The sequence below is a fragment of the Salinispora pacifica CNR114 genome (genome assembly GCF_000514775.1).
GTDB lineage: Bacteria > Actinomycetota > Actinomycetes > Mycobacteriales > Micromonosporaceae > Micromonospora > Micromonospora pacifica.
Map to the genome: position 1 here is coordinate 40,969 of NZ_AZWO01000008.1, position 20,656 is coordinate 61,624.

Here is a 20,656-nt window from a genome sequence, read left to right on the forward strand (position 1 = left end):
GCGTGCAACACCTTCCCAGCCGCACCGTCGCGGCCATGACCGATCGGCAACACACGCGAGGAGCGACTCAGTGGCAACCATCGAGGGAATCGTCGCCCGGGAAATTCTCGACTCACGGGGCAACCCGACCGTCGAGGTCGAGGTTGGGCTCGACGACGGTACGATCGCCCGCGCTGCGGTGCCCTCGGGCGCCTCCACCGGCGCCTTCGAGGCGATCGAGCTGCGCGACGGTGAGAAGGACCGCTACCTCGGCAAGGGCGTTGCCAAGGCCGTCTCGAACATCGAAGACAAGATCGTCGACGAGTTGATCGGGTACGAGGCCAGCGAGCAGCGGTTGATCGACCAGAAGATGCTCGACATCGACGGTACGGACAACAAGAGCCAGCTCGGCGCCAACGCGATCCTGGGCGTTTCCCTGGCGGTGGCGAAGGCTGCCGCCGGCGCCGCCGAGCTGAGCCTCTTCCGCTACCTCGGCGGGCCGAACGCGCACCTGTTGCCGGTTCCGATGATGAACATCCTCAACGGCGGGGCGCACGCGGACTCCAACGTCGACATCCAGGAATTCATGATCGCGCCGATCGGTGCGCCGACCTTCCGGGAGGCCCTGCGTTCCGGCACCGAGGTCTACCACGCGCTGAAGTCGGTGCTGAAGAAGAAGGATCTCGCCACCGGCCTCGGCGACGAGGGTGGCTTTGCGCCCAACCTACCGACCAACGCCGCCGCGCTGGACCTGATTTCGGAGGCGGTCGAGAAGGCGGGCTACCGGCTCGGCACCGACATCGTCTTCGCGCTCGACGTGGCCGCGACCGAGTTCTTCGAGAACGGCACCTACACCTTCGAGGGTGCCGCGAAGACCGCGGAGGAGATGAGCAGCTACTACACCCAGCTTGCCGACGCGTACCCGATCGTGTCGATCGAGGACCCGCTGGCCGAGGATGACTGGTCCGGGTGGCGGACGCTGACCGCTGCCGTCGGCGACCGGATCCAGATCGTCGGCGACGATCTGTTCGTCACGAACCCGCAGCGGATCGCCCGCGGTATCGCCGAGAACGCCGCCAATTCGGTCCTGGTGAAGGTTAACCAGATCGGTTCGCTCACCGAGACCCTGGACGCGGTGGACCTTGCCCACCGGGCCGGCTTCCGGTGCATGATGAGCCACCGCTCCGGCGAGACCGAGGACACCACCATCGCCGACCTGGCGGTCGCCACCGGCTGCGGCCAGATCAAGACCGGCGCCCCGGCCCGCTCGGACCGGGTCGCGAAGTACAACCAGCTGCTGCGGATCGAGGAGGAGCTGGCTGACGCCGCGCGGTACGCCGGATCGGGCGCGTTCCCGCGTTACCGTTCTGCCTGACAGACGCGCAACCTTCGGGGGAGGGGCAGGGGATGCAGCAGCGCCGCATGCCGGGCGGACAGCGTCCGGCCCGCCGGCCCGGTCAGGCCGGCCGGTCGGGCGGTGCCCGGCCGGTTCGTACCGGCGGCGTCCGCGCCGAGTCGCGGGCGACCGCCGGCCGCGCCCCGGGCGTGGTCCGGGGCGCCGACGGAGCCCGTTCGGCGAACCGGCCCGCCGCGCGGCGGTCGGCCTCCGGCAGTGCGGTGAAGCGGCTCTCCGCCCCCCGCCCCCGACGGGGCACCGGGCGGGCGACCGTGCTGGTCGCGGTGCTGATCGCCCTTGCGCTCGGCTACACCTATCCGGTGCGGGTCTACCTCGACCAGCAGACGGACATCGCCCGGATGGAGGCCGCCCAGACAGCGCAGCGGGCGGAGATCGAGAGGCTTGCCGCCGAGGCTGCGAAGTGGCAGGACCCGAAGTACATCGCGGCCAAGGCCCGGGAACGCTTCTTCATGGGCCGTGAAGGCGAGCAACTGTTGATCGTGCTCCCCAAACCGGGAGTGGCCGAGTCGGCGGATCAGCCCGCTGGTCCGGACGGTCTGGCCGGGGCCGATCGGTGGTACGACACACTGTGGTCGAGCGTGACGGCCGCGGATCAGGAACGGTCCGGCGAGTGAGTGCCGGCACCGAACCAGGAAGGACACCGTGACAGTCGTACCACCGCAGGAGCCGGCGGCATCCTCCGTGCCGCTGCCGCGACGCGAGCCAGCCACCCCCGCCGACCTGGCCGCGGTGGCGGGACAGCTCGGCCGTCCGCCCCGGGACACCCGGGCGGTGGCCCACCGCTGTCCGTGCGGCATGCCCGATGTGGTGGAGACGACACCGCGGCTCGCCGACGGCACGCCCTTCCCGACGCTCTTCTACCTGACCTGTCCCCGGGCGACGGCGGCCTGTAGCCGGCTGGAGTCCGCCGGGCTGATGAAGGAGATGGCCGACCGGCTCGCGGCGGATCCGGAGTTGGCAGCGCGCTATCGTGCCGCGCACGAGGACTACCTCCAGCGTCGGGAGGCGATCGGTCACGTGCCGGAGATCGCCGGAATCTCCGCCGGTGGGATGCCGGATCGGGTCAAGTGCCTGCACGTGCACCTCGGGCATGCGCTCGCCGCCGGTCCCGGTGTCAACCCTTTCGGGGACGAGGTGTTGCGGCTGATCGAGCCGTGGTGGGCGGGGGGACCATGCGTGGCCACGCCAGCGGACGAGTGAGATGACCGCTGCCGGCGGACCCGTGGTCCGTCGAGCCCGGACGGCGGACATTCGGGGGATCCGGCGGCTGATCGACACGTACACCGACGGCCGGCGGTTACTCAGCAAGGCGACCGTGACCCTGTACGAGCACGTGCAGGAGTTCCGGGTCGCGGTGACACCCACCGGGGACGTGGTCGGCTGTGGTGCCCTGCACGTCATGTGGGAGGACCTGGCGGAGATTCGGACGGTGGCGGTCCACCCGAGCTGTCGGGGTGGCGGGATCGGGCACCGGATCGTGGGCGGCCTGATCGACGATGCCCGGGAGTTGGGCGTGGCTCGGATCTTCGTGCTCACCTTTGAGACTCGCTTCTTCGGTCAGTTCGGGTTTACCGAGATCGACGGGGCGCCGGTGCCCCACCCGGTCTACGAACAGCTGCTGCGCTCGTACGACGAGGGGGTCGCGGAGTTTCTCGACCTGGAGCGGGTCAAGCCAAACACGCTCGGCAACACGCGAATGCTGCTGCGGCTCTGAGCGGGCCGTCCGGCCTGCCGTAGGGTTGCGGGCGTGACGACGCGTGTGGCCGCCATCGACTGCGGGACCAACTCGATTCGCCTGCTGGTCGCCGAGCTGCCGGATCCGGGCGCCGGAGCGAGCGCACCGTTGGTTGAGCTGAGCCGTCGACTGGAGACCGTTCGACTGGGCCAGGGCGTTGACCGCACCGGTCGGCTGGCCCCGGAGGCGATCGAGCGGACCCGGGTGGCGCTGGCGGAGTACGCCGCCGAGATCGAGAAGTTGGGCGTCGACCGGGTGCGGATGTGTGCCACGTCGGCCTCCCGGGATGCGGAGAACGCCGCCGACTTCCGCGACATGGTGGAGCGGACGCTGGGGGTTGCCCCGGAGGTGGTGACTGGTCAGGAGGAGGCGCGGCTTTCGTTCACCGGGGCAGTTCGTGGCCTGCCCGACTCGACCCGGGAGCCGTACCTGGTGGTCGACATCGGCGGCGGTTCGACGGAGTTCGTCGTGGGCACCAGCAGCGGTGGTGTGACGGCAGCGATCTCGGTGGACATTGGTTGTGTCCGGATGACCGAGCGGCATCTGCAGGGTGACCCACCGGATCCGGCCGAGATCAGGGCGGCCGAGGCGGACATCGTGGCTGCCGTGGACCAGGCGCTCGATGCGGTGCCCGGTCGGGAGGCCGCCACGCTGATCGGGCTCGCTGGCTCCGTCACCACGGTGGTCGCGATCGCCGAGGGGCTGACCGGGTACGACCCGCAGCGTATCCACCACGCCCGGGTGTCGGATCGGGCGGTGGCGGCGGTGACGGCTGATCTGCTGGTGGCGACCCGGGCGCAGCGGCTGGCGATTCCGGTGATGCATCCGGGTCGGGCTGACGTGATCGCGGCGGGTGCCCTGGTGCTTCGCGTGATTATGGAGCGTTCGGGCAAGGACTTCGTGGTCGCCTCCGAGCACGACATTCTGGACGGCATCGCCTACAGCCTCCGGTAGGAGCGGCACCGACCCTTCCCGTCGCAATATGACCGAACCAGCTCAATTTTCGGGTGGTTTGGATAGGCTGAGACTGTTTCATGATCGGCCGATCGTGGTGAGGGGAGGCGTGGTGGTCGGGCGGGGGGAGACGGTCACAGTAGCCGAACTACTACTTGGTCGCCTGCACGACCTCGGTGTGCGGCACATATTCGGTGTGCCGGGCGACTATGCAATGGAATTCACCGATCAGGTCATGGCTTTTGGCGGTATCGAATGGATCGGCAGCTCCAACGAGCTCAACGCCGGCTACACGGCGGACGGCTATGCGCGGATTGCTGGCATCGGGGCAATTGCTACCCAGTACGGCCCGGGTGAGCTGTCGGCGCTCAACGCCCTGGCCGGCGCGATGGCTGAGTCTGTCCCCGTCGTTTCGATCGTCGGTGGCCCCTCGACCGAGATCATGCGGCGGCGCACCTCGGTCCATCACTCTTTCGTGGATGGCGACTTTGACCATTGGGCCCGGATGGCGGGCGAGGTTACGGTTGCCCAGACGTCGTTGACCGCGGAGGATGCGCTGCGGGAAGTCGATCGGGTGCTGGGCGAGTGTTGGTCGCAGCAGCGTCCGGTGTACATCCGAATTCCGGGGGACGTGGCGGTGGCTTCGGTCCCGCGACCGGCGCGACCCTTCCGGCGCCCGGAGCCGGTCACGAACGCGGCGCAACTGGACGCGTTCGCGGCCGCTGCGCAGCGCCGGCTCGCCGGCGCCCAGCGGCCGGTACTGCTGGTGGGAAACGTGCCGATCCGGCTGGGTCTGGGGCCGGCTGTCGCCGCGTTCGCGAGCGAGCGCAACTGGCCTGTTGCCGCGCAGGCGCTCGGCCGGGGTCTGTTTGACGAGGCTGACCCCCGATACGTCGGGGTCTATTCTGGCCTGGAGAGTCGGGACGCGGTCCGGGAGGTGGTCGAAGGCGCCGACGTCGTGGTCTGTCTGGGAACCACGTTCATTGACTGGAATGGCCTGTTCACCGCGGAACTGGATCCGGATCGGATCATTAACTTGGGGCCTGATGCCGCATCGGTCGCCGGTACCCGTTTCGGCCCGATCCCCATGGCTGCGGCGTTGGGTCGGTTGCACCAGCTGGCTGTCCGTCGTACGCGCGACTGGCCGAGCGGGGTGGTCCAGTCAAAGACATCGCCCGAACTGGACAGGGCGAGCAGTGGGCCGATCACTCACGAGCGACTCTGGCCGGCGATCGAGGCTCTGCTGCGTCCGGGGGACATTGTGGTCGCGGAGGTCGGGACCTCCTTCTTTGGCCTGGAAATGATGCGTCTGCCGACTGGGGCATCCGCTCTGTCGGCGCCAATCTGGAGTTCGGCCGGCTACGTGATTCCGGCGGCTTTTGGCGCCGGAGTCGCTGGATCGGGTCGGCGGGTGGTGTCGATTACCGGTGACGGTGGAATGCAAATGTCCCCGCAGGAGATTGGCCAGATGTTCAACTTTGGTCAATCGTCGATAATTGTCATGATCAACAATGGTGGCTACGCTACCGAGCGGGCGCTCGAGAAAGCGGTGGGGGAAGAGTCTCAGGGCTACGCCGAGATACTCAACTGGCGGTACAGCAAGCTGTTGGCGGTGTTCGCGGCGGAGGGAGACTTCGTCGCGCGCACGGCCCGCACCGAGGCCGAGCTGGCCGAGATCCTGGCCGATATCGATGAGCGCGCGGAGCGGCTGACCTTCGTCGAGGTGGTCGTCGATCCGGCGGATGTGCCTGAGGGCATGCCGGAGTGGAGTCGGGAGGCTTCCGCCGCCATCTATCACGCGAAGTTTCCTGCTCCGGCTCGCCTGCCCTGGAGCGGGCTCACCTAGTCGGGCGGGCCTTGTCGGCACTGCTCCGCGGGAGGTTCCGGGGTGTCGAGTCAGGGGTGGTGCGCCTGGCTCCGGGTGTCCGCCGCGGATCAGGTGACCCGGCCGTTGACGCTACTGTGCATTGAATAGTACTGTCCTTTGTATGGACACCACACAGCTCTTGAAGGGCGTGCTGGACCTGGCTGTCCTCGCGGTGCTTCGGGAAGAGGACGGCTACGGCTACGACATCCTGCGTCGACTGCGCGACGCCGGCCTGACCGAGGTGGGCGACGCCTCCGTCTACGGCACGTTGCGGCGTCTCTTCGCGGCGGGGCTGCTCACCACGTACGTGGTGCCCAGCGAATCCGGGCCACACCGCAAGTACTACTCGCTGAACGCCGCCGGCCGAGACCAGGTCGCGCGCTCCGGCAAGCTCTGGCGCTCATTCGCCAGCACCATGGACACGCTGCTCGACGATCGGGGGAGGGCGGTATGACCGTCACTGAGCAGGAGATAGCCGACTACGTCGCCCGGGTTCGCGGCGCCCTGACCGACCTGTCGCCGGCGGTCCGCGACGAGCTGACCGAAGACCTGCCGGAGCACCTCGCCGTGGTGGCCGCCGAGTCCGACGGAACGCTGGTGGAACGGCTCGGTGAGCCGGAGGCGTACGCCGGTGAGCTGCGGATCGCCGCCGGGGTCGGAGCCGGTCGCCGGTCGGCGACCGGAGAGCTGACCGCCCTTGTTGACCGGGTCCGCGGCCGGCTGAACACGCTCGACCGGCAACTGGGCCCACCCCTCGGGTATCCGACGGTGCGCGCCTTTCTGCACCTCCTCGCCCCGGGCTGGTGGATTCTGCGCGGCTACCTCGCGGCGATGCTGCTGGCCGTGCTCAGTACCGGCCTCAATGGCGAGATCGGGCTACTGCCCAGGATCGGGGGCCACCTGTCGCTTGGCCTGATGATCCTGGCGGCCCTGGTCGTCGCCTCGGTCATGCTCGGTCGCCGGGATGCCCGGTCGCGACCCTGGCCGGGACGGCTGCTGGTCCTCGGCAACCTGGTGCTCGTCGGTTTCGCGCTGGCGGCGCTGGTTCACCAGGAGGATCGGCGCGGTGCGGGTGACTACTACGCTCCGATCTCGGTCGACAGCCGGTACGACCACATCCGCGACGTCTTCGTCTATGACACCGAGGGTCAGTTGGTGGACTACGCGCGGCTGTTCGACCAGAACGGCGATCCGATCCGGCTCGGCTACCCGGACTGCGCGGACGCGCGGGACGTGATCCGCCGGGATGAGATCAACGGCGCCAGCCCGCTGCTGCGGGGCTACCCGTACTGCCCGGAGGCGGCGCCGTTCGGGCCGCGGCCCACGGCTGAGGCGTCCCCACCGGCCCTCCCCGCTCCACCGGGCACGGTCCAACCGGACTCCACTGCCTCGCCAGCCGTGCCGGAGACCGCACCGAGCACGCCGGATCCAGCGACCCCACCGGTGGTTCCGGAGACCCCGCCGGCCACATCGGAGACCGCAACGACGGTGCCGGATACCCCGCCGACATCCGCGCCCGCGCCGGGTGTCGCGCCCACCGGGTGAGCGCTGGCCCCCGGGTTCCAAGGTGTTCCTCATATCCCCGTAGCGATGAAAGTGGCCGAAGGGATGAGGCTGCGGGGTAATAGGGCCGTTGTTGATCGTCTACGGTTTTCTCCGCACTATCAACCCCTGGGAAGGAAAATTCGTGCCGGAGCAGGTCGTACCCCCCGCCCAACCCGACGTCCCGCAGCCGGCTGGCACTCAGCCGTCAACCGACGTACCCCAGGATGGTGCCCCAGCCCCAGCCCCAGCCCCAGAGCCAGCTCGGAAGTCCGGTCGCAAGAAGGTCTTGGGCATCGTTGGCGCGATCGTCGCGTTCCTGGTGGTCGCCGGCCTCAAGTTCGGCCTGGGCGCGGTGCTCGGGACCGACGAGACCGCGGAAGCCAAGGCTGGTGACTGCATCGCCGAGCTACCCACGACCATCGGCGACGAGATGGAGGCGGTTGACGGTGGCAAGGTCGTTGACTGTGCCTCCGCCGAGGCGACGTACAAGGTGGTCGGTCGAGCAGAGGACCAGACCGAGGAGCAGGCCGAGTCCGGCGAAGCGTGTGCCGAGTTCTTCCAGGAGAACGAGGAGTACTACATCTTCAGTAACATCATTCCGGGCAAGACGGGCTATCTGCTCTGCCTGACCGACAACTCCTGAGCGGCTTACGGAAGTACGGCGACGGCGGCGCGGCTTTCCGGCGCCGCCGTCGCCGTACCTGGGCCATCGATTGGTGTCCGGGAGGTGAACGCCACTTCTCCGGCGTCTTCCCGGGGCCCGCGTGGCCGTGGCAGGCTACCGGCACGTAGGACCACTGGGCGACCAGCCAACGATGACTGACCGCTAGGAGGACGGCCGATGGGCGACATGGTGACGTACCGGTGCGACGGTGGTACGGGCGAGGGGTATCTCGTGGTACCGCCTGGCGGTACGGCCAGCCCGGCGGTCATTGTGATCCAGGACTGGTGGGGTCTGGCGTCGCACGTCCGAGCGGTCGTTGACCGCTTCGCTGAGGCCGGCTTCGTCGCCCTCGCCCCGGACCTGCGGCGCGGCGGGCCGGCCAACAAGCCGGATGAACCCCGGCAACTGCTCAACAGCGGGCAGTTGGACGCCGCCGCGGCGGACATCGCCGCCGCGGCCGACTACCTCGCGGGTCGGCCGGAGGTTGCCGGCAAGATCGGTTGCGTCGGCTTCTGCGCCGGGGCCAGCCTGGCGCTCTGGTCCGTTGCCCGCACCGAGCGGATCGTGGCGACCTCGGCCTTCTACCCTCGGCTGCCCGGGGAGGGGATGCGCCCGAAGTGGTCGGAGTACGCGGGCAAGGCCGCCGCCATCCACTGCTGCGAGGCCGACGGCACCTCGGCCGAACCGGGAGTGCAGCTCGTTCGTCGGGCCATCGAGGCGGGTGGCGGCACCTGTCAGACCTACGACTACCCGAGCACCGCGCACGCCTTCTTCAACGAGGACCGGCCGGAGAACTTTGACCAACGGGCTGCCGCCACGGCGTGGGCCCGCACCCTGGAACTCTTCCGGGCGAAGCTTGGCTGACCACGGATCGGCGCCTCCCGGCGGAACGCCCGCCGGGAGTCGGCGCGTGCCGCGGGTACCCGCGGTCACAGCCCGGCCACGCACCGCCGAGCAGGTGACCGGGGCCGCGGCCGGGGCGCCCAGCCTCGCCGCACTCGGAGCGGCGATCAGCGACTGCTTCGCCTGCCCCCGCCTGGTCGATTGGCGGGAAGAGGTGGCCCGCACTCGACGCGCGGCCTTCCGGGAACAGGAGTACTGGGGACGCCCGGTGCCCGGTTTCGGCGACCCGAGGGCCCGCATCGGGCTTCTTGGCCTCGCGCCGGCGGCGCACGGTGGTAACCGGACCGGCCGGGTCTTCACCGGCGACCGCTCCGGCGATGTCCTCTTCGCCGCCCTGCACCGGGCCGGGCTGGCCAATCAGGCGACCAGCGTCGCCGCCGACGACGGGTTGACCCTGCGCCACACCCGAGTCTTCGCGGCGGTGCGCTGCGCGCCGCCAGCCAACAAGCCCACCCCGGGCGAGCGCGATACCTGCCAGCCCTGGCTGCACCGCGAGGTCGCGTTGCTCCGGCCGAACCTGCGGGTTGTGGTCGCGCTGGGTGCCTTCGCCTGGGCCGCGTGGTGGCCGACTCTGCCCCGGGTGTACGCGATGTCCCCGCCCAGCCCGCGACCCGCTTTCACGCATGGGGCACACTGGTCCGGGAACGGCGCCCCGGATCTGCTCGGCTGCTACCACGTCAGCCAGCAGAACACCTTTACCGGGCGGCTGACACCAGAGATGCTGGACGACGTGTTCGCCCGGGCGAAGCGACTGGCCGGGGTGGAGTAAGGGCTGCGGGGCATTGGGATGACGGACCGGAAGCGCCGATCCGCATCCTCGGCTCCCGCCGACAGCGGTGTGCTGCGCCGGTGGTGGCCCCTCGCAGCGGTGTTGCTCCTGTTGGCCGCCGCCACCGCCGCAGCCGCGCACTCGTCGCTCGGGGCCAGCCGCATCCCACCCGCGGCCGAACAGCTGCCGCTCGTCCCGGACTACCCGACGGCCGAGCCGGCCGTATCGATACCGGTAGAACCGCGCGACGCGGGCGAGCTGAACAGCCAGCAGCGGCCCGACTGGCTGCGAACCGCACTCCTTGCGCTGCTCGGGCTGGCCGGGCTGGCCGTTGCCGGCGTCCTCGCCGGGGCGCTCCTGCGCAGTGTGCTGCGCCGAAGCACTCGGCGCCGCTCCGAGCGCCGGGTCCCGCGCACGGCCGAAGGCACGGCCCGTGAGGTGGTCGCCGCACTCGATGCCGGCCTGGTTGACCTCGACGACACCGGCACCGATCCGCGTACGGTGGTCATCGCCTGCTGGGTTCGCCTGGAGGAAGCCGCCGCCAGCGCCGGGGTACGTCAACTGGCCGGCGACACCCCCACCGAACTGGTGGTTCGCCTCCTGCGGGGTGACCCGGCCACCGGGGTGCCCGCGATCGCCAGCGCCGACGTGCTGGCCGATTTCGCACATGTCTACCGGGAGGCGCGCTACGCTACCCGGCCAGTGGACGAGCGTACCCGGGACCAGGCCCGGGCCGCGTTGCGTCGGCTTCGCGGGGAGCTGACCGAGCTGGCCGGTGCGAGCGGGGAGGGGCCGGCGTGACCAACCGAGGGCTCCGGACCGGGTACGAGGAGGTGTCGCGGTGAGCGGCACCAGCATCGACGACCTGTTCAGTGGCGCGGAGGAGCGGGGCCCGCAGCGGCGCCCACACCAGGAATCGGCTCGCGACCGGCCGTTGCGGCTGTTGCTGCGTAACCTGGCCGGCGTCGGGGCCGTGGTGGTCGTTGTGGTCGCCGGCCTACGTGCGGTTGGGCTCCAGGTGTCGTTGCCGGTTCTGGTCGCTGGCGTACTCGCGCTCTTCCTGGTCCGCCAGGTTGTTCGGGCGCTCCGCCCACCACCTGCGGCGCCGGCCGTTCACCTGGCGCTGTTCGACCCGGCCGAGCTCCGCGGGCAGCGCGGCGACCAGCACGACGCGTTGGGTGCGGCGATCAACAGTTGGGAGGGTCCGCTGGACTGGGCGGCCACCCGGGCCAAGCGGTTCAACGGGACCATCCTGCCCCGACTCGGCGAGCTGGCCGACGAACGGATCCGGCTGCGGCACGGGGTGACCCGCGGGTCGGATCCCGCCCGCGCCCGCGTACTGCTCGGTGATCGGCTGTCGACCTTCCTGGAGCACCCGCCTCGCCGCCCGCCGTCGCCGCGCGAGCTCGCGGCGATCGTCGCCGAACTGGAGAAACTGTGATGAACGACGTGGACCGGAAGTTACCCGCCACGGAGGTCGGCCACCTTGCCCACGCGGTCCTGGACGCGGTGGGCGAGGTCGTGGTCGGAAAACGGGAGGCGCTGGAGCTGGTCCTCGCCGGGATTCTGGCCGGCGGGCACGTGTTGCTCGAAGACCTGCCCGGGCTCGGTAAGACGCTGACCGCCCGGTCCTTCGCCCAGGCCCTCGGGCTCGATTTCCGGCGGCTCCAGTTCACTCCGGACCTGCTGCCCGCCGATGTCACCGGCTCCTTCCTCTACAACCAACGTAGCGGGGACTTCGCGTTCCGCGCCGGGCCGGTCTTCACCAACCTGCTCCTCGCCGACGAGATCAACCGCACTCCGCCGAAGACCCAGTCCGCGCTGCTGGAGGCGATGCAGGAGAAGCAGGTCTCGGTGGAGGGCGTCACCTACCGGCTGGATGAGCCCTTCCATGTGCTCGCGACCGCCAACCCGGTCGAGTACGAGGGCACGTACCCGTTGCCCGAGGCCCAGCTGGACCGCTTCCTGCTCCGGGTCTCCTTCGGATATCCCGAGCCCGGCGAGGAGTGGGAGGTGCTGCGTCGCCGGATTTCCCGCCGTCGTGAGGAGGCGGAGATCAAGCCGGTGGTAAACGCCGCGACCCTGCGCGCGATGCAGGCCGCGCTGGAGGACGTGGTGGTGGAGGACTCGATCGGCCGGTACCTGGTCGCGCTTGCCGCGGCCACCCGGGAACACCCCTCCGTACTGGTCGGTGCCTCCCCGCGTGGCTCGCTGGCGCTGCTGCTGCTGTCCCGGGTCCGGGCCGTGATGGCCGGCCGGGACTACGTGGTGCCAGAGGACGTCAAGGAGGTGGCGGTACCGGCGCTGGCGCACCGGATCACGCTTCGTCCGGAGCTGTGGCTGCGTCGGGTCGCTCCGGCCATCGTCGTCGACGAGGTGCTGGCGGCCACCCCGGCTCCGGCCAGCGGCGCGCTGCCCAGCTACGCCACCGGCCTGCCCGTCCGCTGATGACCTCGTCCACCGTGCCGTCACCACCGGAGCAGGCCGGCGGCTGGACGCCGACCTGGGCGTTCGGCCGGGCGGTGCTCCTGACCGGTCTGCTCCTGATTGCCGGCGTGCTGCTCGGGCGGGTGGACCTGGTGGTGCTGGCCGCTCCGTTCGCGATCGGCACCGCGTACGCCCTGCGTCGCCGGCCCGCCGCGTTGCCGCTGGTCCAGGTCGCCGCCGAGGGAAGCCAGGTGGAGGGGGGCGCGCTCGCCGCGCAGCTCACCGTTGGTAATCTGGACCCGGTCGACTATGACCTCGCGTTGCTGCAGAGCCGAGCGTCGCGTTGGTTGCGGGTCGATCGGGTGTCCGTCGCCGGGATGGCGGCGACCCACGCCGCGTCGCGCGGCGGGCAGTCGGTCGTCGACCGTCCCCTGGCGACCGCCGTACCGGCTGGTGCCCTGGTCGAGGTGGAGCTCGCCGGTACCGTGCGCCGCTGGGGACGGCACCCGCTGGGGCCCGTCGGGGTCCAGGCCAGCGCCGCGTTCGGCTTACTGGTCTCCCGCGCGGTGGTGGCCGAGGCGGTCTCGGTCAGTACCTACCCGGTGACTGATCCCTTCGATGCGGTGGAGGCGATGCCCCGCGCGGCGGGCCTGGTTGGTGCACACCACTCGCGTCGCTCCGGCGAAGGCGGGGAGCTGGCCGGCGTACGGGTCTTCGGCCCCGGTGACCGGCTACGTCGGGTGGACTGGCGAGTCTCGCTGCGGGCCCGACAGCTGCACGTCGCGGCCACCCTCTCCGACCGGGACGCTGAGGTGGTGCTGCTGCTCGACGTGTTCGCCGAGGCGGGCCGCTCCGGTGGAGTCGGGGGCACCGCCTCGGTGCTGGACACGACGGTTCGGGCCGCTGCGGCGATCGCGGAACACTACCTGCACCGGGGCGACCGGGTGTCGTTGCTGGAGTACGGTCCGGCCGGCCGTCGGTTACGTCCCGCCACTGGCCGCCGCCACTATCTGACAGTGCTGGAGTGGTTGCTCGACGTGCATCCCCAGTCCTCCCCAGAGGAGCTGCACGACTCGGGCTTCGGACCGCAGCTGCTCTCCTCGGATGCGTTGGTGGTGGTGCTTACGCCGTTGCTGGATGAACGATCCGCGCAGATGCTGGCTCGCCTGGCCTGGTCGGGTCGCTTCGTCGTGGCGGTGGATACCCTTCCTGTTGAGCTGACCCCGTCGGGGGAGCGGCGGTGGTCGGAGGCGGCGCACCGGCTGTGGCGGCTGGATCGGGACACGATGCAGCGCCAGCTGCGGGAGCACGGTGTGCCGGTGGTGCGGTGGGCCGGCGCGGGCAGCCTGGACGAGGTGCTGCGGGACGTGGCTCGGCTGGCGGTTGCGCCGAGGGCGGGGGCCCGGTGAGCCGGCTGGCCCGGGCCGAGAGCGGGCGGCGATGAGCGCCGCGGTGACCCGGGCTCGCGCGGCCCGGCGCGCGGTGACCCGGATCACGCTGGCGCCGTTGCTGCTCCGGTCGGGCGTCTTCCTCACTGCGTTGGTCGGGTTGGTGCTCGCGTATCCGGTGGAGCTCCTGCGGGGGCAGCTGCTGGTGGTGGCGCCGGTGGTGGCGCTGCTGCCGGCGGTGGGGCCGCGGCGGATCTGGCCGACCGTCGTCGCCCTGCTGACCGTGGGCGGGTGGGTGCTGGCGATCGATGGCTACGATCGGCCGGTCGCGCTCTGGCGGTTGTTTGCCGTGGCGGCGGCGCTCTATCTCAGCCATACCCTGTGCGCGCTGGTGGCCGTGTTGCCGTACGACGCGGTGGTGGATCCGGCCCTGGTGCTGCGCTGGCTGCTGCGGGCGGTCGCCGTGTTGCTCGGTACGGCGGTGCTGGGCGTGCTCCTGGTTGAGCTGGCCGGTGTCGGCGGAGCGCAGGGGCTGCAGGCGGTGACGGTGGCCGGGCTGGTGGTAGCGGTGCTGGTGACTGCGCTGCTGGGGTGGCTACTCCGTCGGCGCTGACGGCGGTATGTCCGGGTTAGGTGGGGTCACCGGTTGTGTTGGGTCACAACCGGGTCCGTAGCCGGGGATTTGCCGGGTCACCGAGGAAAGATAGAGGCGTGAATCCGAAGCGGATCCTTGTGGTGGGTGCCGGACACGTCGGGCTCTACGCGGCGCTGCGGCTGTCGAAGAAGCTCGGCCCGCGGGAGGCCGAGGTCGTCGTGGTCGACCCGCAGCCCCACATGACCTATCAGCCATTCCTCCCGGAGGCGGCGGCGGGCAGCATCTCGCCCCGGCACTCCGTGGTGCCGCTGCGGCGGGAGCTGCGCCGCTGCACCGTCGTCGTGGGCGCGGTCACCCGGATCGACCACGCCACCAAGACCGCCTTGGTCCAGCCGATCGCCGGTCCGACCCGCGAGATCCGGTACGACCAGGTGGTCATCGCCCCCGGCTCGGTCTCCCGGACCCTGCCGATTCCCGGGTTGCACGAGCACGGCATCGGGTTCAAGACCATTGGCGAGGCGATCTACCTGCGCAACCATGTGCTGGATCGGCTCGATGTCGCCGCGGCCACGCCGGATCCGGCGCTGCGCCAGCGGGCGCTGACCTTCGTCTTCGTCGGCGGGGGCTACGCCGGCATTGAGGCGCTCGCCGAGATGGAGGATATGACCCGGAGCGCGCTGCGGTACTACCCGGAGCTGAACCCGGACGACATGCGGTGGGTGCTCGTCGAGGCGACGCAGCGGGTGCTGCCCGAGGTCGACCCGGACATGGGTGCCTACACGGTGCAGCAGCTCCTCCGGCGCCGGATGGACATTCGGCTGGGTACCCGGCTGGAGTCCTGCGTTGACGGGCTGGTGAGCCTCTCCGACGGCGACAGCTTTCCGGCGGACACGATCGTCTGGACGGCCGGGGTGAAGCCCTCGCCGATGCTGGACTCGACGGACTTCCCCCGTGACGATCGGGGGCGGATCACCTGTCAGCCCACGCTGCAGGTCGTCGATGGTGATCAGGTGGTGGCGGATGCCTGGAGCGCCGGGGACTGCGCCGCGGTGCCGGATCTGACGAAGGAGCCCGGCAGCTACTGCTCGCCGAGCGCCCAACACGCGGTCCGTCAGGCGAACCGGATGGCCGACAACATCGTCAACGTCATCCGGGGCCGGGAGCCGGTGCCCTACCAACACCGGCATGCCGGCAGCGTCGCCAGCCTCGGCCTCTACCGGGGGGTCGCGCAGGTGTACGGCATCAAAATGAAGGGCCTGCCCGCCTGGTTCATGCATCGGACGTATCACATGAGCCGGATTCCCTCGTTGAACCGAAAGGTCCGGGTGGTCGCCGACTGGACATTGGCGTTCTTTCTCCGGCGTGAGGTTGTCGCCCTCGGTCAGCTGCATGATCCGCGTGAGGAGTTCGCCGAGGCGTCCCAGCCGGTCAACCCCCGATAGCCGGGGCGCGGGGTTTGCCCCCGGGCGCGGCGCGGCACCGGCCGTGCCCGGGCACCTGGGACTGCGAGTACGCCTGCTGGCCAATGACCGGCTACGGTGGCACTGCACCGTCGCGTGTCGGCGTGCCGGTGCCACCCGCCCGGGTGGTGGAATGGCAGACACGGCCGCCTTAAAAGCGGCTGCCGCAAGGCGTGCGGGTTCGATCCCCGCCCCGGGCACCTGCGGTCAGCCGTCGTCGGAGCGTCGTTCAACACCGCCCCACTGTGCGATCTCCACGAATCATGTTGGCCGTTTATCCTTGATGCTGCACGTTGACGTGCACCAACCCCCTGAGGGAGGCCTGACAGTGAAGACCTCGAACCCGGTGCTCGCCCGGCTCGGCCAGGCGGCCGAGCGTGAGCGGGCCACCGGGTACGCCCCGACCGGGCCGTATGGACAGCCCGGCTACCCCCAGCAGTACCCGACGCAGGCCGGCTACCCGGCTGCGCCGCCGACCGTCAACACCATGACGGTTGACGACGTGGTGGTGAAGACGGTCAGCCTACTCGGCATCCTCGGCGTGGTCGCCGCTGCCTCGTGGATCATGATCCCGGAGGCGCTGCTCGGCGCCGCGTGGATTGGCGCTGCGATGGTCGGCCTGGTGCTCGGCCTGATCATTTCGTTCTCGCGGATGGCGAACCCGGCGCTGGTTGTCGCGTACGCCGTCGTCGAAGGCGTGCTTGTTGGTGCCGTCAGCAAGTATTTCGAGACGCTCTACGACGGCATCGTGCTCCAAGCGGTCGTGGCCACCTTCGGCGTCTTTTTCCTGATGGCGATGCTCTACCGGGCCAAGGCCATCCGGGCCACCCCGAAGTTCGTCAAGGGCATGGTCGCGGTGATGGCCGGCCTCTTCGCGGTCATCATGATCAACCTGGTGTTGTCGCTCTTCGGCATCAACACCGGGCTGCGCGACGGCAGCCCGCTGGCGATCGGGTTCAGCCTCGTCGTCATCGTCGTGGCGGCGCTCAGCTTCGTGCTGAGCTTCAAGGAGGTCGAGGACGGCGTCCGGATGGGGCTGCCGCAGCGTTACTCCTGGGTCGCCGCCTTCGGCATCCTGGTAAGCCTTATCTGGCTCTACATCGAGATTCTCCGACTGTTGAGCTACTTCCAGGGCGACGACTGATCGTCTCCGTGCAACCGGCGATGCCCGGCCCGCCTCACGGGGGCCGGGCATCGCCGTCTTCACATGCGGTTGGTTGCTCCGCGGCGGTTCGCAGCCCCTCGGCGACGAAGCTGGTCAGCGAGATTGACGAGCAGGCTGCGGAGACGTCCGGCGTAGACTCGGCGAGGTGGAACAGGCCGGGGACTTCAGGCGGACGGTGGAGCTGATCGTGCGGCAGGTGGGGCACTGGCAACAGCCACGGTGGGCCGCCAGCGCTGCCGGCGGAAATGTCTCCCGGGCCGATCTCGTGCACCGGCTCGTGCAGGAACTCGCGAATCTGGTGGCGGACGCCGAGGCGCGGCCGCGCCGGCTCGTGCCCCGACTTGACCACGATGTTGCCCTGCCGGACCAGCTGCGGGTGGTGGCGGCAGATCTGCTTGCCGCGGGGGCATCGGACGCCACGCTGGCGCGGGCTGCCAGCGTGGCCACGGCGACCCGCGCGGCCCTCTGAGGACCATCCGCGCGGCCCACGGCGACCCGCGCGGCCCGCTGCGGGCTACCCGCGGAGCCGGCCCGCGCCGGGCCGGCTCCCGAAACCCTCAGGTCAGACGTTCGATCACCATGGCCATGCCCTGGCCGCCGCCGACGCACATCGTCTCCAGGCCGATCGTCGCGTCGTGCCACTGCAGGGCGTTGAGCAGGGTGCCGGTGATCCGCGCGCCGGTCATACCGAACGGGTGGCCGACGGCGATGGCGCCGCCCATCACGTTCAGCTTCTCCTCCGCTATGCCCAACTGCCGGTAGGAGGGGATCACCTGTGCGGCGAAGGCCTCGTTGATCTCTACCAGGTCCACGTCGTCAATGGTCATCCCCGCCCGCTTCAGGGCCTGCTTCGACGCCTCGACCGGGCCGAGCCCCATGATCTCCGGCGAGAGCGCGGTTACGCCGGTCGAGACGATCCGTGCCAGCGGGGTGACTCCGAGTTCACTCGCCCGCTGTGCGCTCATGATCACTACGGCGGCGGCGCCGTCGTTGAGGGGGCAGCAGTTGCCGGCGGTGATCCGGCCGTCGGGCCGGAAGACCGGATCCAGTTGGGCGACGGCGGAGAGCGTGACACCGGGTCGGGGACCGTCGTCGGCGCTGACCACGGTGCCGTCCGGGGCGGTCACCGGGGTGATCTCCCGAGCCCAGAACCCAGCGGCGATCGCCTGCTCGGCGCGGTTCTGGCTGCGCACACCGAACTCGTCCATCTCGGCCCGGGTGACGCCATGGACCTGGGCCAGGTTCTCCGCGGTCTGCCCCATGGACAGGTAGATGTCGGGTAGGTCGCCGGTGTCCCGCGGATCCGTCCACACCTCGGCCCCGCCCTTGGCGCGTGCCGTCGAACGCTCCCGCGCGGCGTTGAAGCGGGGGTTCTCCCAGCCTCCACCGACCAACGCCTGCGCCTCCGGCGGCAGACTGTCTGAGGTGCCCCGGGCGTACCGGGAGACGGTCTCGACGCCGGCGGAGACGAAGATGTCACCCTCGCCTGCCCGGATCGCATGCATCGCCATCCGAGTGGTCTGCAGGGACGAGGCGCAGTAGCGGGTCAGGGTGGCTCCGGGTAGGTCGTCGTGCCCCATCAGGGTGGCGACCACGCGGGCCAGGTTGAAGCCCTGTTCACCGCCGGGCAGACCACAGCCCAGGTACAGATCGTCGATCTCGCTCCGGTCGAGCTGGGGGATCTTGTCGAGGGCGGCCTGCACGATGGTGGCGGTGAGGTCATCCGGGCGGAACTCGCGCAGGGACCCCTTGCGGGCCCGGCCGATGGGGGAGCGGGCGGTGGCGACGATGACAGCGTCGCGGGACGACTCAATCGGCATGGACCAAACCTAACCGGTCAGTAACATCGGGCGGAAGTCGTGCCAGACCCGGGAAATGTCACCGCGGCGGGCCGTGCCGAGCCGCCATCGTTGCGGCAGCGGCAACCGCCGGAAAGAGAGCGTGCGCCCACACCCGGTACCCGTCGGCAGACGGGTGGAAGCCGTCGTGGCAGAACGTGCCGGCGTCGGCCCGGAAGACCGGACCGGCCTCAGTGGCGAGATCCACCACCGTCCCACCGGCGGTGAGTACCGCGAGGGTCTGGGCACGCGCCGTCCGCCGACCGGACCAGCTGACCAGGTGCCGTAGCGGGGGCGCGATCGCGCGTACCGCCCCGAGGTCGGGGCAGGTCCCGACCACGACCTCCACCCGCGCCTCACGGAGCCGGTGCACCGTGGCCCCGAGGCAGGCCGCGGCGACGGTCGACCGACGCAGGGAGGTGGCGTCGTTTGCGCCGATCAGGATCACCGCCACGTCGGGTCGTTCGCCGAGCAGTGCCCGAGCGACCTGGGTGGCCAGGTCGGTGGAGCGGGAGCCGGAGACGCCCACGCTGGAGAGGTGGACCAGCTGCCCGGCCGGCCCCTCGGCGAGCAGGTGGGCGAGCTGCCCACCGACGGTATCCGCCAGCCGGCTCACGCCGACCCCGAGTGCGGACGAGTCCCCGAGCAGCACGAGCCGCAGCGGGGGAGCGTCGGCCTGGCCGACCGTGGCCCGCAGGGCCAGCCCCAGCTCGGGCTGGGCATAACGCCGATGGCGGGCGGCGAAGGCCTGTCCAGCCAGGAGAGCGGCACCCCCCACTGCCGCGGCGGCGAAGCAGCCGGCCGTGGTCCGCCCGAGCCGGCGGGAGAAGCCGGGGCGGAAGCGGTCAGTCACGGTGCTACCGCCCCCCGCTCAGTATTCCGCTCCTGCATGCCATCCCCTCCATCGTGGGGCGAGTCCACGGCCGGGTCGGATTGGGTCACGGCACCGAAGAAGGCCCGTCGGCGCAGCTGCGCCCACCGACCCGCCGGACCGCGATCGTGGCCCCGAACCTGGGCGCCGCTGACCTCGGTCCCCGCGTGCCGCGCCGCCTCCTGGGCGGCCTCCGGCAGCGACCGTACGCCGCGGACCCGCGATGGCGCAGCCCCCCGCTCCGGCCCTGCCCCGAGAGCGGAGAGGACGGTCGGCAGCAGCGCGGCGGCAGCCATCGCGTAGCCCTCCGCCGACGGGTGGAACCGGTCCCAGGCGAACAACCGGGCCGGCTCGGCCGTGAACCGGGGACCGAGCAGGTCGCCGAGGGAGACCGTCGCGCCGCCGGCCTCGACCACGGCCACCGTCTGGGCGGCGGCGAGCTGGCGACTCCAGCGGCGGGCCAGCCAGCGCAGTGGCGGCTGGATGGGGCGGATCGCCCCCATGTCCGGGCAGGTGCCGACGACCACCGCGCAGCCAGCGGCACGAAGCGTGGTCACCGCCTCGATCAGGTAACGCACGGCCACGGCGGGCGGGGTGCGGTTGGTGACGTCGTTACCGCCGATCAGGATGACGGCGACATCGGGTCGGGCTTCGAGCGCCGCCTCGACCTGGTGGCGCAGTACGGCGGAGTGCGCTCCCACCACGGCGAATCGGTGTAGCCGGACCGGCCGGTGTAGCCGGCGGGAAACCCCGGTGGCGAGCAGCGCCCCCGGGGTTTCGCGGCGGCGGTACACGCCGTAGCCGGCAGCGCAGGAGTCGCCCAGTACGACCATGGTGACCGGTGGTCCGGGCAGCTTCGCCCCGTAGACTCCATCGCAGCGCGGTGGCGGCGCCTCGGCCGGGGGGATGCTTCGTCGCGCCTGCCGAGCCTGGCCGATCAGGACACCACCGGCGGTCGCCGCGGCGGCGGCCGTGGCGACCGCGCCCAGCCCCACCAGCCGGGTGACGCGCCAGGCGACCTGCCAGCGTGGACCGGCCGGGACAACGGAATCAGCGACCCCCATGCACCGACATTACGC

At 70.7% G+C, this 20,656-nt stretch carries 22 protein-coding genes and 1 tRNA gene; 20 read left to right on the top strand and 3 right to left on the bottom strand.

Going from position 1 to position 20,656, the window contains the following annotated elements; all coding sequences use genetic code 11:
- The first annotated feature begins 70 nt into the window (after window positions 1-70).
- The 20 genes from eno to B118_RS0106930 all read left to right on the top strand — a co-directional run bounded on the left by eno (window position 71) and on the right by B118_RS0106930 (window position 17,337).
- Window positions 71-1,354, top strand: a complete 1,284-nt coding sequence (gene eno / locus B118_RS0106835; protein WP_018221104.1) for a phosphopyruvate hydratase — start codon at window positions 71-73, stop codon at window positions 1,352-1,354.
- 32 nt (window positions 1,355-1,386) lie between these two features.
- On the top strand, window positions 1,387-2,010 hold the full coding sequence (locus B118_RS0106840) for an FtsB family cell division protein (RefSeq protein WP_018221103.1): 624 nt from the start codon (window positions 1,387-1,389) through the stop codon (window positions 2,008-2,010).
- Between the two features lie 28 nt (window positions 2,011-2,038).
- Window positions 2,039-2,596, top strand: coding sequence for a DUF501 domain-containing protein (locus B118_RS0106845; RefSeq protein ID WP_018221102.1), 558 nt, complete (start codon window positions 2,039-2,041; stop codon window positions 2,594-2,596).
- A 1-nt stretch (window position 2,597) separates the two neighbouring features.
- Window positions 2,598-3,110, top strand: a complete 513-nt coding sequence (locus tag B118_RS0106850) for an amino-acid N-acetyltransferase (protein ID WP_018221101.1) — start codon at window positions 2,598-2,600, stop codon at window positions 3,108-3,110.
- 45 nt (window positions 3,111-3,155) lie between these two features.
- The gene (locus tag B118_RS0106855; RefSeq protein ID WP_043541068.1) at window positions 3,156-4,085 is read left to right on the top strand and encodes a Ppx/GppA phosphatase family protein; all 930 of its coding nucleotides are present in this window, start codon (window positions 3,156-3,158) and stop codon (window positions 4,083-4,085) included.
- Between the two features lie 109 nt (window positions 4,086-4,194).
- On the top strand, window positions 4,195-5,931 hold the full coding sequence (locus tag B118_RS0106860; protein ID WP_043541070.1) for an alpha-keto acid decarboxylase family protein: 1,737 nt from the start codon (window positions 4,195-4,197) through the stop codon (window positions 5,929-5,931).
- 142 nt (window positions 5,932-6,073) lie between these two features.
- Window positions 6,074-6,406 (top strand): PadR family transcriptional regulator, encoded by a 333-nt coding sequence (locus B118_RS0106865; RefSeq protein WP_018221098.1) that lies wholly within the window; start codon window positions 6,074-6,076, stop codon window positions 6,404-6,406.
- Window positions 6,403-7,497 carry an HAAS signaling domain-containing protein gene (locus tag B118_RS0106870; protein ID WP_028192549.1) on the top strand — a complete coding sequence of 365 codons (1,095 nt, stop codon included), beginning with the start codon at window positions 6,403-6,405 and terminating at the stop codon, window positions 7,495-7,497. Before B118_RS0106865 ends, B118_RS0106870 begins: the two co-directional genes overlap by 4 nt.
- A 142-nt stretch (window positions 7,498-7,639) precedes the next feature.
- The gene (locus B118_RS0106875; RefSeq protein ID WP_027645510.1) at window positions 7,640-8,140 is read left to right on the top strand and encodes an LppU/SCO3897 family protein; all 501 of its coding nucleotides are present in this window, start codon (window positions 7,640-7,642) and stop codon (window positions 8,138-8,140) included.
- A gap of 198 nt (window positions 8,141-8,338) precedes the next feature.
- Window positions 8,339-9,025, top strand: coding sequence for a dienelactone hydrolase family protein (locus B118_RS0106880; RefSeq protein WP_018810752.1), 687 nt, complete (start codon window positions 8,339-8,341; stop codon window positions 9,023-9,025).
- A 46-nt stretch (window positions 9,026-9,071) separates the two neighbouring features.
- Complete coding sequence (locus B118_RS0106885; protein WP_018221094.1) at window positions 9,072-9,833, top strand: uracil-DNA glycosylase; 762 nt, start codon at window positions 9,072-9,074, stop codon at window positions 9,831-9,833.
- Between the two features lie 18 nt (window positions 9,834-9,851).
- Window positions 9,852-10,634: a DUF4129 domain-containing protein gene (locus tag B118_RS0106890; RefSeq protein ID WP_018810753.1), complete on the top strand. Its 783-nt coding sequence runs from the start codon at window positions 9,852-9,854 to the stop codon at window positions 10,632-10,634.
- 40 nt (window positions 10,635-10,674) lie between these two features.
- A complete protein-coding gene (locus B118_RS0106895; protein WP_018810754.1) occupies window positions 10,675-11,274 on the top strand; it encodes a hypothetical protein in 600 nt (199 codons plus the stop codon).
- The gene (locus B118_RS0106900) at window positions 11,274-12,281 is read left to right on the top strand and encodes an AAA family ATPase (RefSeq protein ID WP_018221091.1); all 1,008 of its coding nucleotides are present in this window, start codon (window positions 11,274-11,276) and stop codon (window positions 12,279-12,281) included. Before B118_RS0106895 ends, B118_RS0106900 begins: the two co-directional genes overlap by 1 nt.
- Window positions 12,281-13,669 (top strand): DUF58 domain-containing protein, encoded by a 1,389-nt coding sequence (locus B118_RS0106905; RefSeq protein WP_028192550.1) that lies wholly within the window; start codon window positions 12,281-12,283, stop codon window positions 13,667-13,669. Before B118_RS0106900 ends, B118_RS0106905 begins: the two co-directional genes overlap by 1 nt.
- A 31-nt stretch (window positions 13,670-13,700) precedes the next feature.
- The gene (locus tag B118_RS0106910) at window positions 13,701-14,261 is read left to right on the top strand and encodes a hypothetical protein (RefSeq protein ID WP_018221089.1); all 561 of its coding nucleotides are present in this window, start codon (window positions 13,701-13,703) and stop codon (window positions 14,259-14,261) included.
- Between the two features lie 98 nt (window positions 14,262-14,359).
- On the top strand, window positions 14,360-15,685 hold the full coding sequence (locus tag B118_RS0106915; RefSeq protein WP_018221088.1) for an NAD(P)/FAD-dependent oxidoreductase: 1,326 nt from the start codon (window positions 14,360-14,362) through the stop codon (window positions 15,683-15,685).
- A 137-nt stretch (window positions 15,686-15,822) separates the two neighbouring features.
- A tRNA-Leu gene (locus tag B118_RS0106920) sits at window positions 15,823-15,903 on the top strand.
- A gap of 128 nt (window positions 15,904-16,031) precedes the next feature.
- Entirely contained in the window at window positions 16,032-16,847 is an 816-nt protein-coding gene (locus tag B118_RS0106925; RefSeq protein ID WP_018221087.1) for a Bax inhibitor-1/YccA family protein, read from the top strand.
- A 166-nt stretch (window positions 16,848-17,013) separates the two neighbouring features.
- Window positions 17,014-17,337: a hypothetical protein gene (locus B118_RS0106930; RefSeq protein WP_018221086.1), complete on the top strand. Its 324-nt coding sequence runs from the start codon at window positions 17,014-17,016 to the stop codon at window positions 17,335-17,337.
- 88 nt (window positions 17,338-17,425) lie between these two features.
- Here B118_RS0106930 and B118_RS0106935 read toward each other — a convergent pair whose 3' ends face one another.
- Genes B118_RS0106935 through B118_RS0106945 form a run of 3 tightly spaced genes read right to left on the bottom strand, consistent with a single transcriptional unit; the run spans window position 17,426 to window position 20,641 of the window.
- Window positions 17,426-18,688 (bottom strand): acetyl-CoA C-acetyltransferase, encoded by a 1,263-nt coding sequence (locus tag B118_RS0106935; protein WP_018221085.1) that lies wholly within the window; start codon window positions 18,686-18,688, stop codon window positions 17,426-17,428.
- Between the two features lie 58 nt (window positions 18,689-18,746).
- The gene (locus B118_RS0106940; RefSeq protein WP_018221084.1) at window positions 18,747-19,559 is read right to left on the bottom strand and encodes an SGNH/GDSL hydrolase family protein; all 813 of its coding nucleotides are present in this window, start codon (window positions 19,557-19,559) and stop codon (window positions 18,747-18,749) included.
- Window positions 19,556-20,641 carry an SGNH/GDSL hydrolase family protein gene (locus B118_RS0106945; RefSeq protein WP_018221083.1) on the bottom strand — a complete coding sequence of 362 codons (1,086 nt, stop codon included), beginning with the start codon at window positions 20,639-20,641 and terminating at the stop codon, window positions 19,556-19,558. Before B118_RS0106945 ends, B118_RS0106940 begins: the two co-directional genes overlap by 4 nt.
- Between the last annotated feature and the right edge of the window lie 15 nt (window positions 20,642-20,656).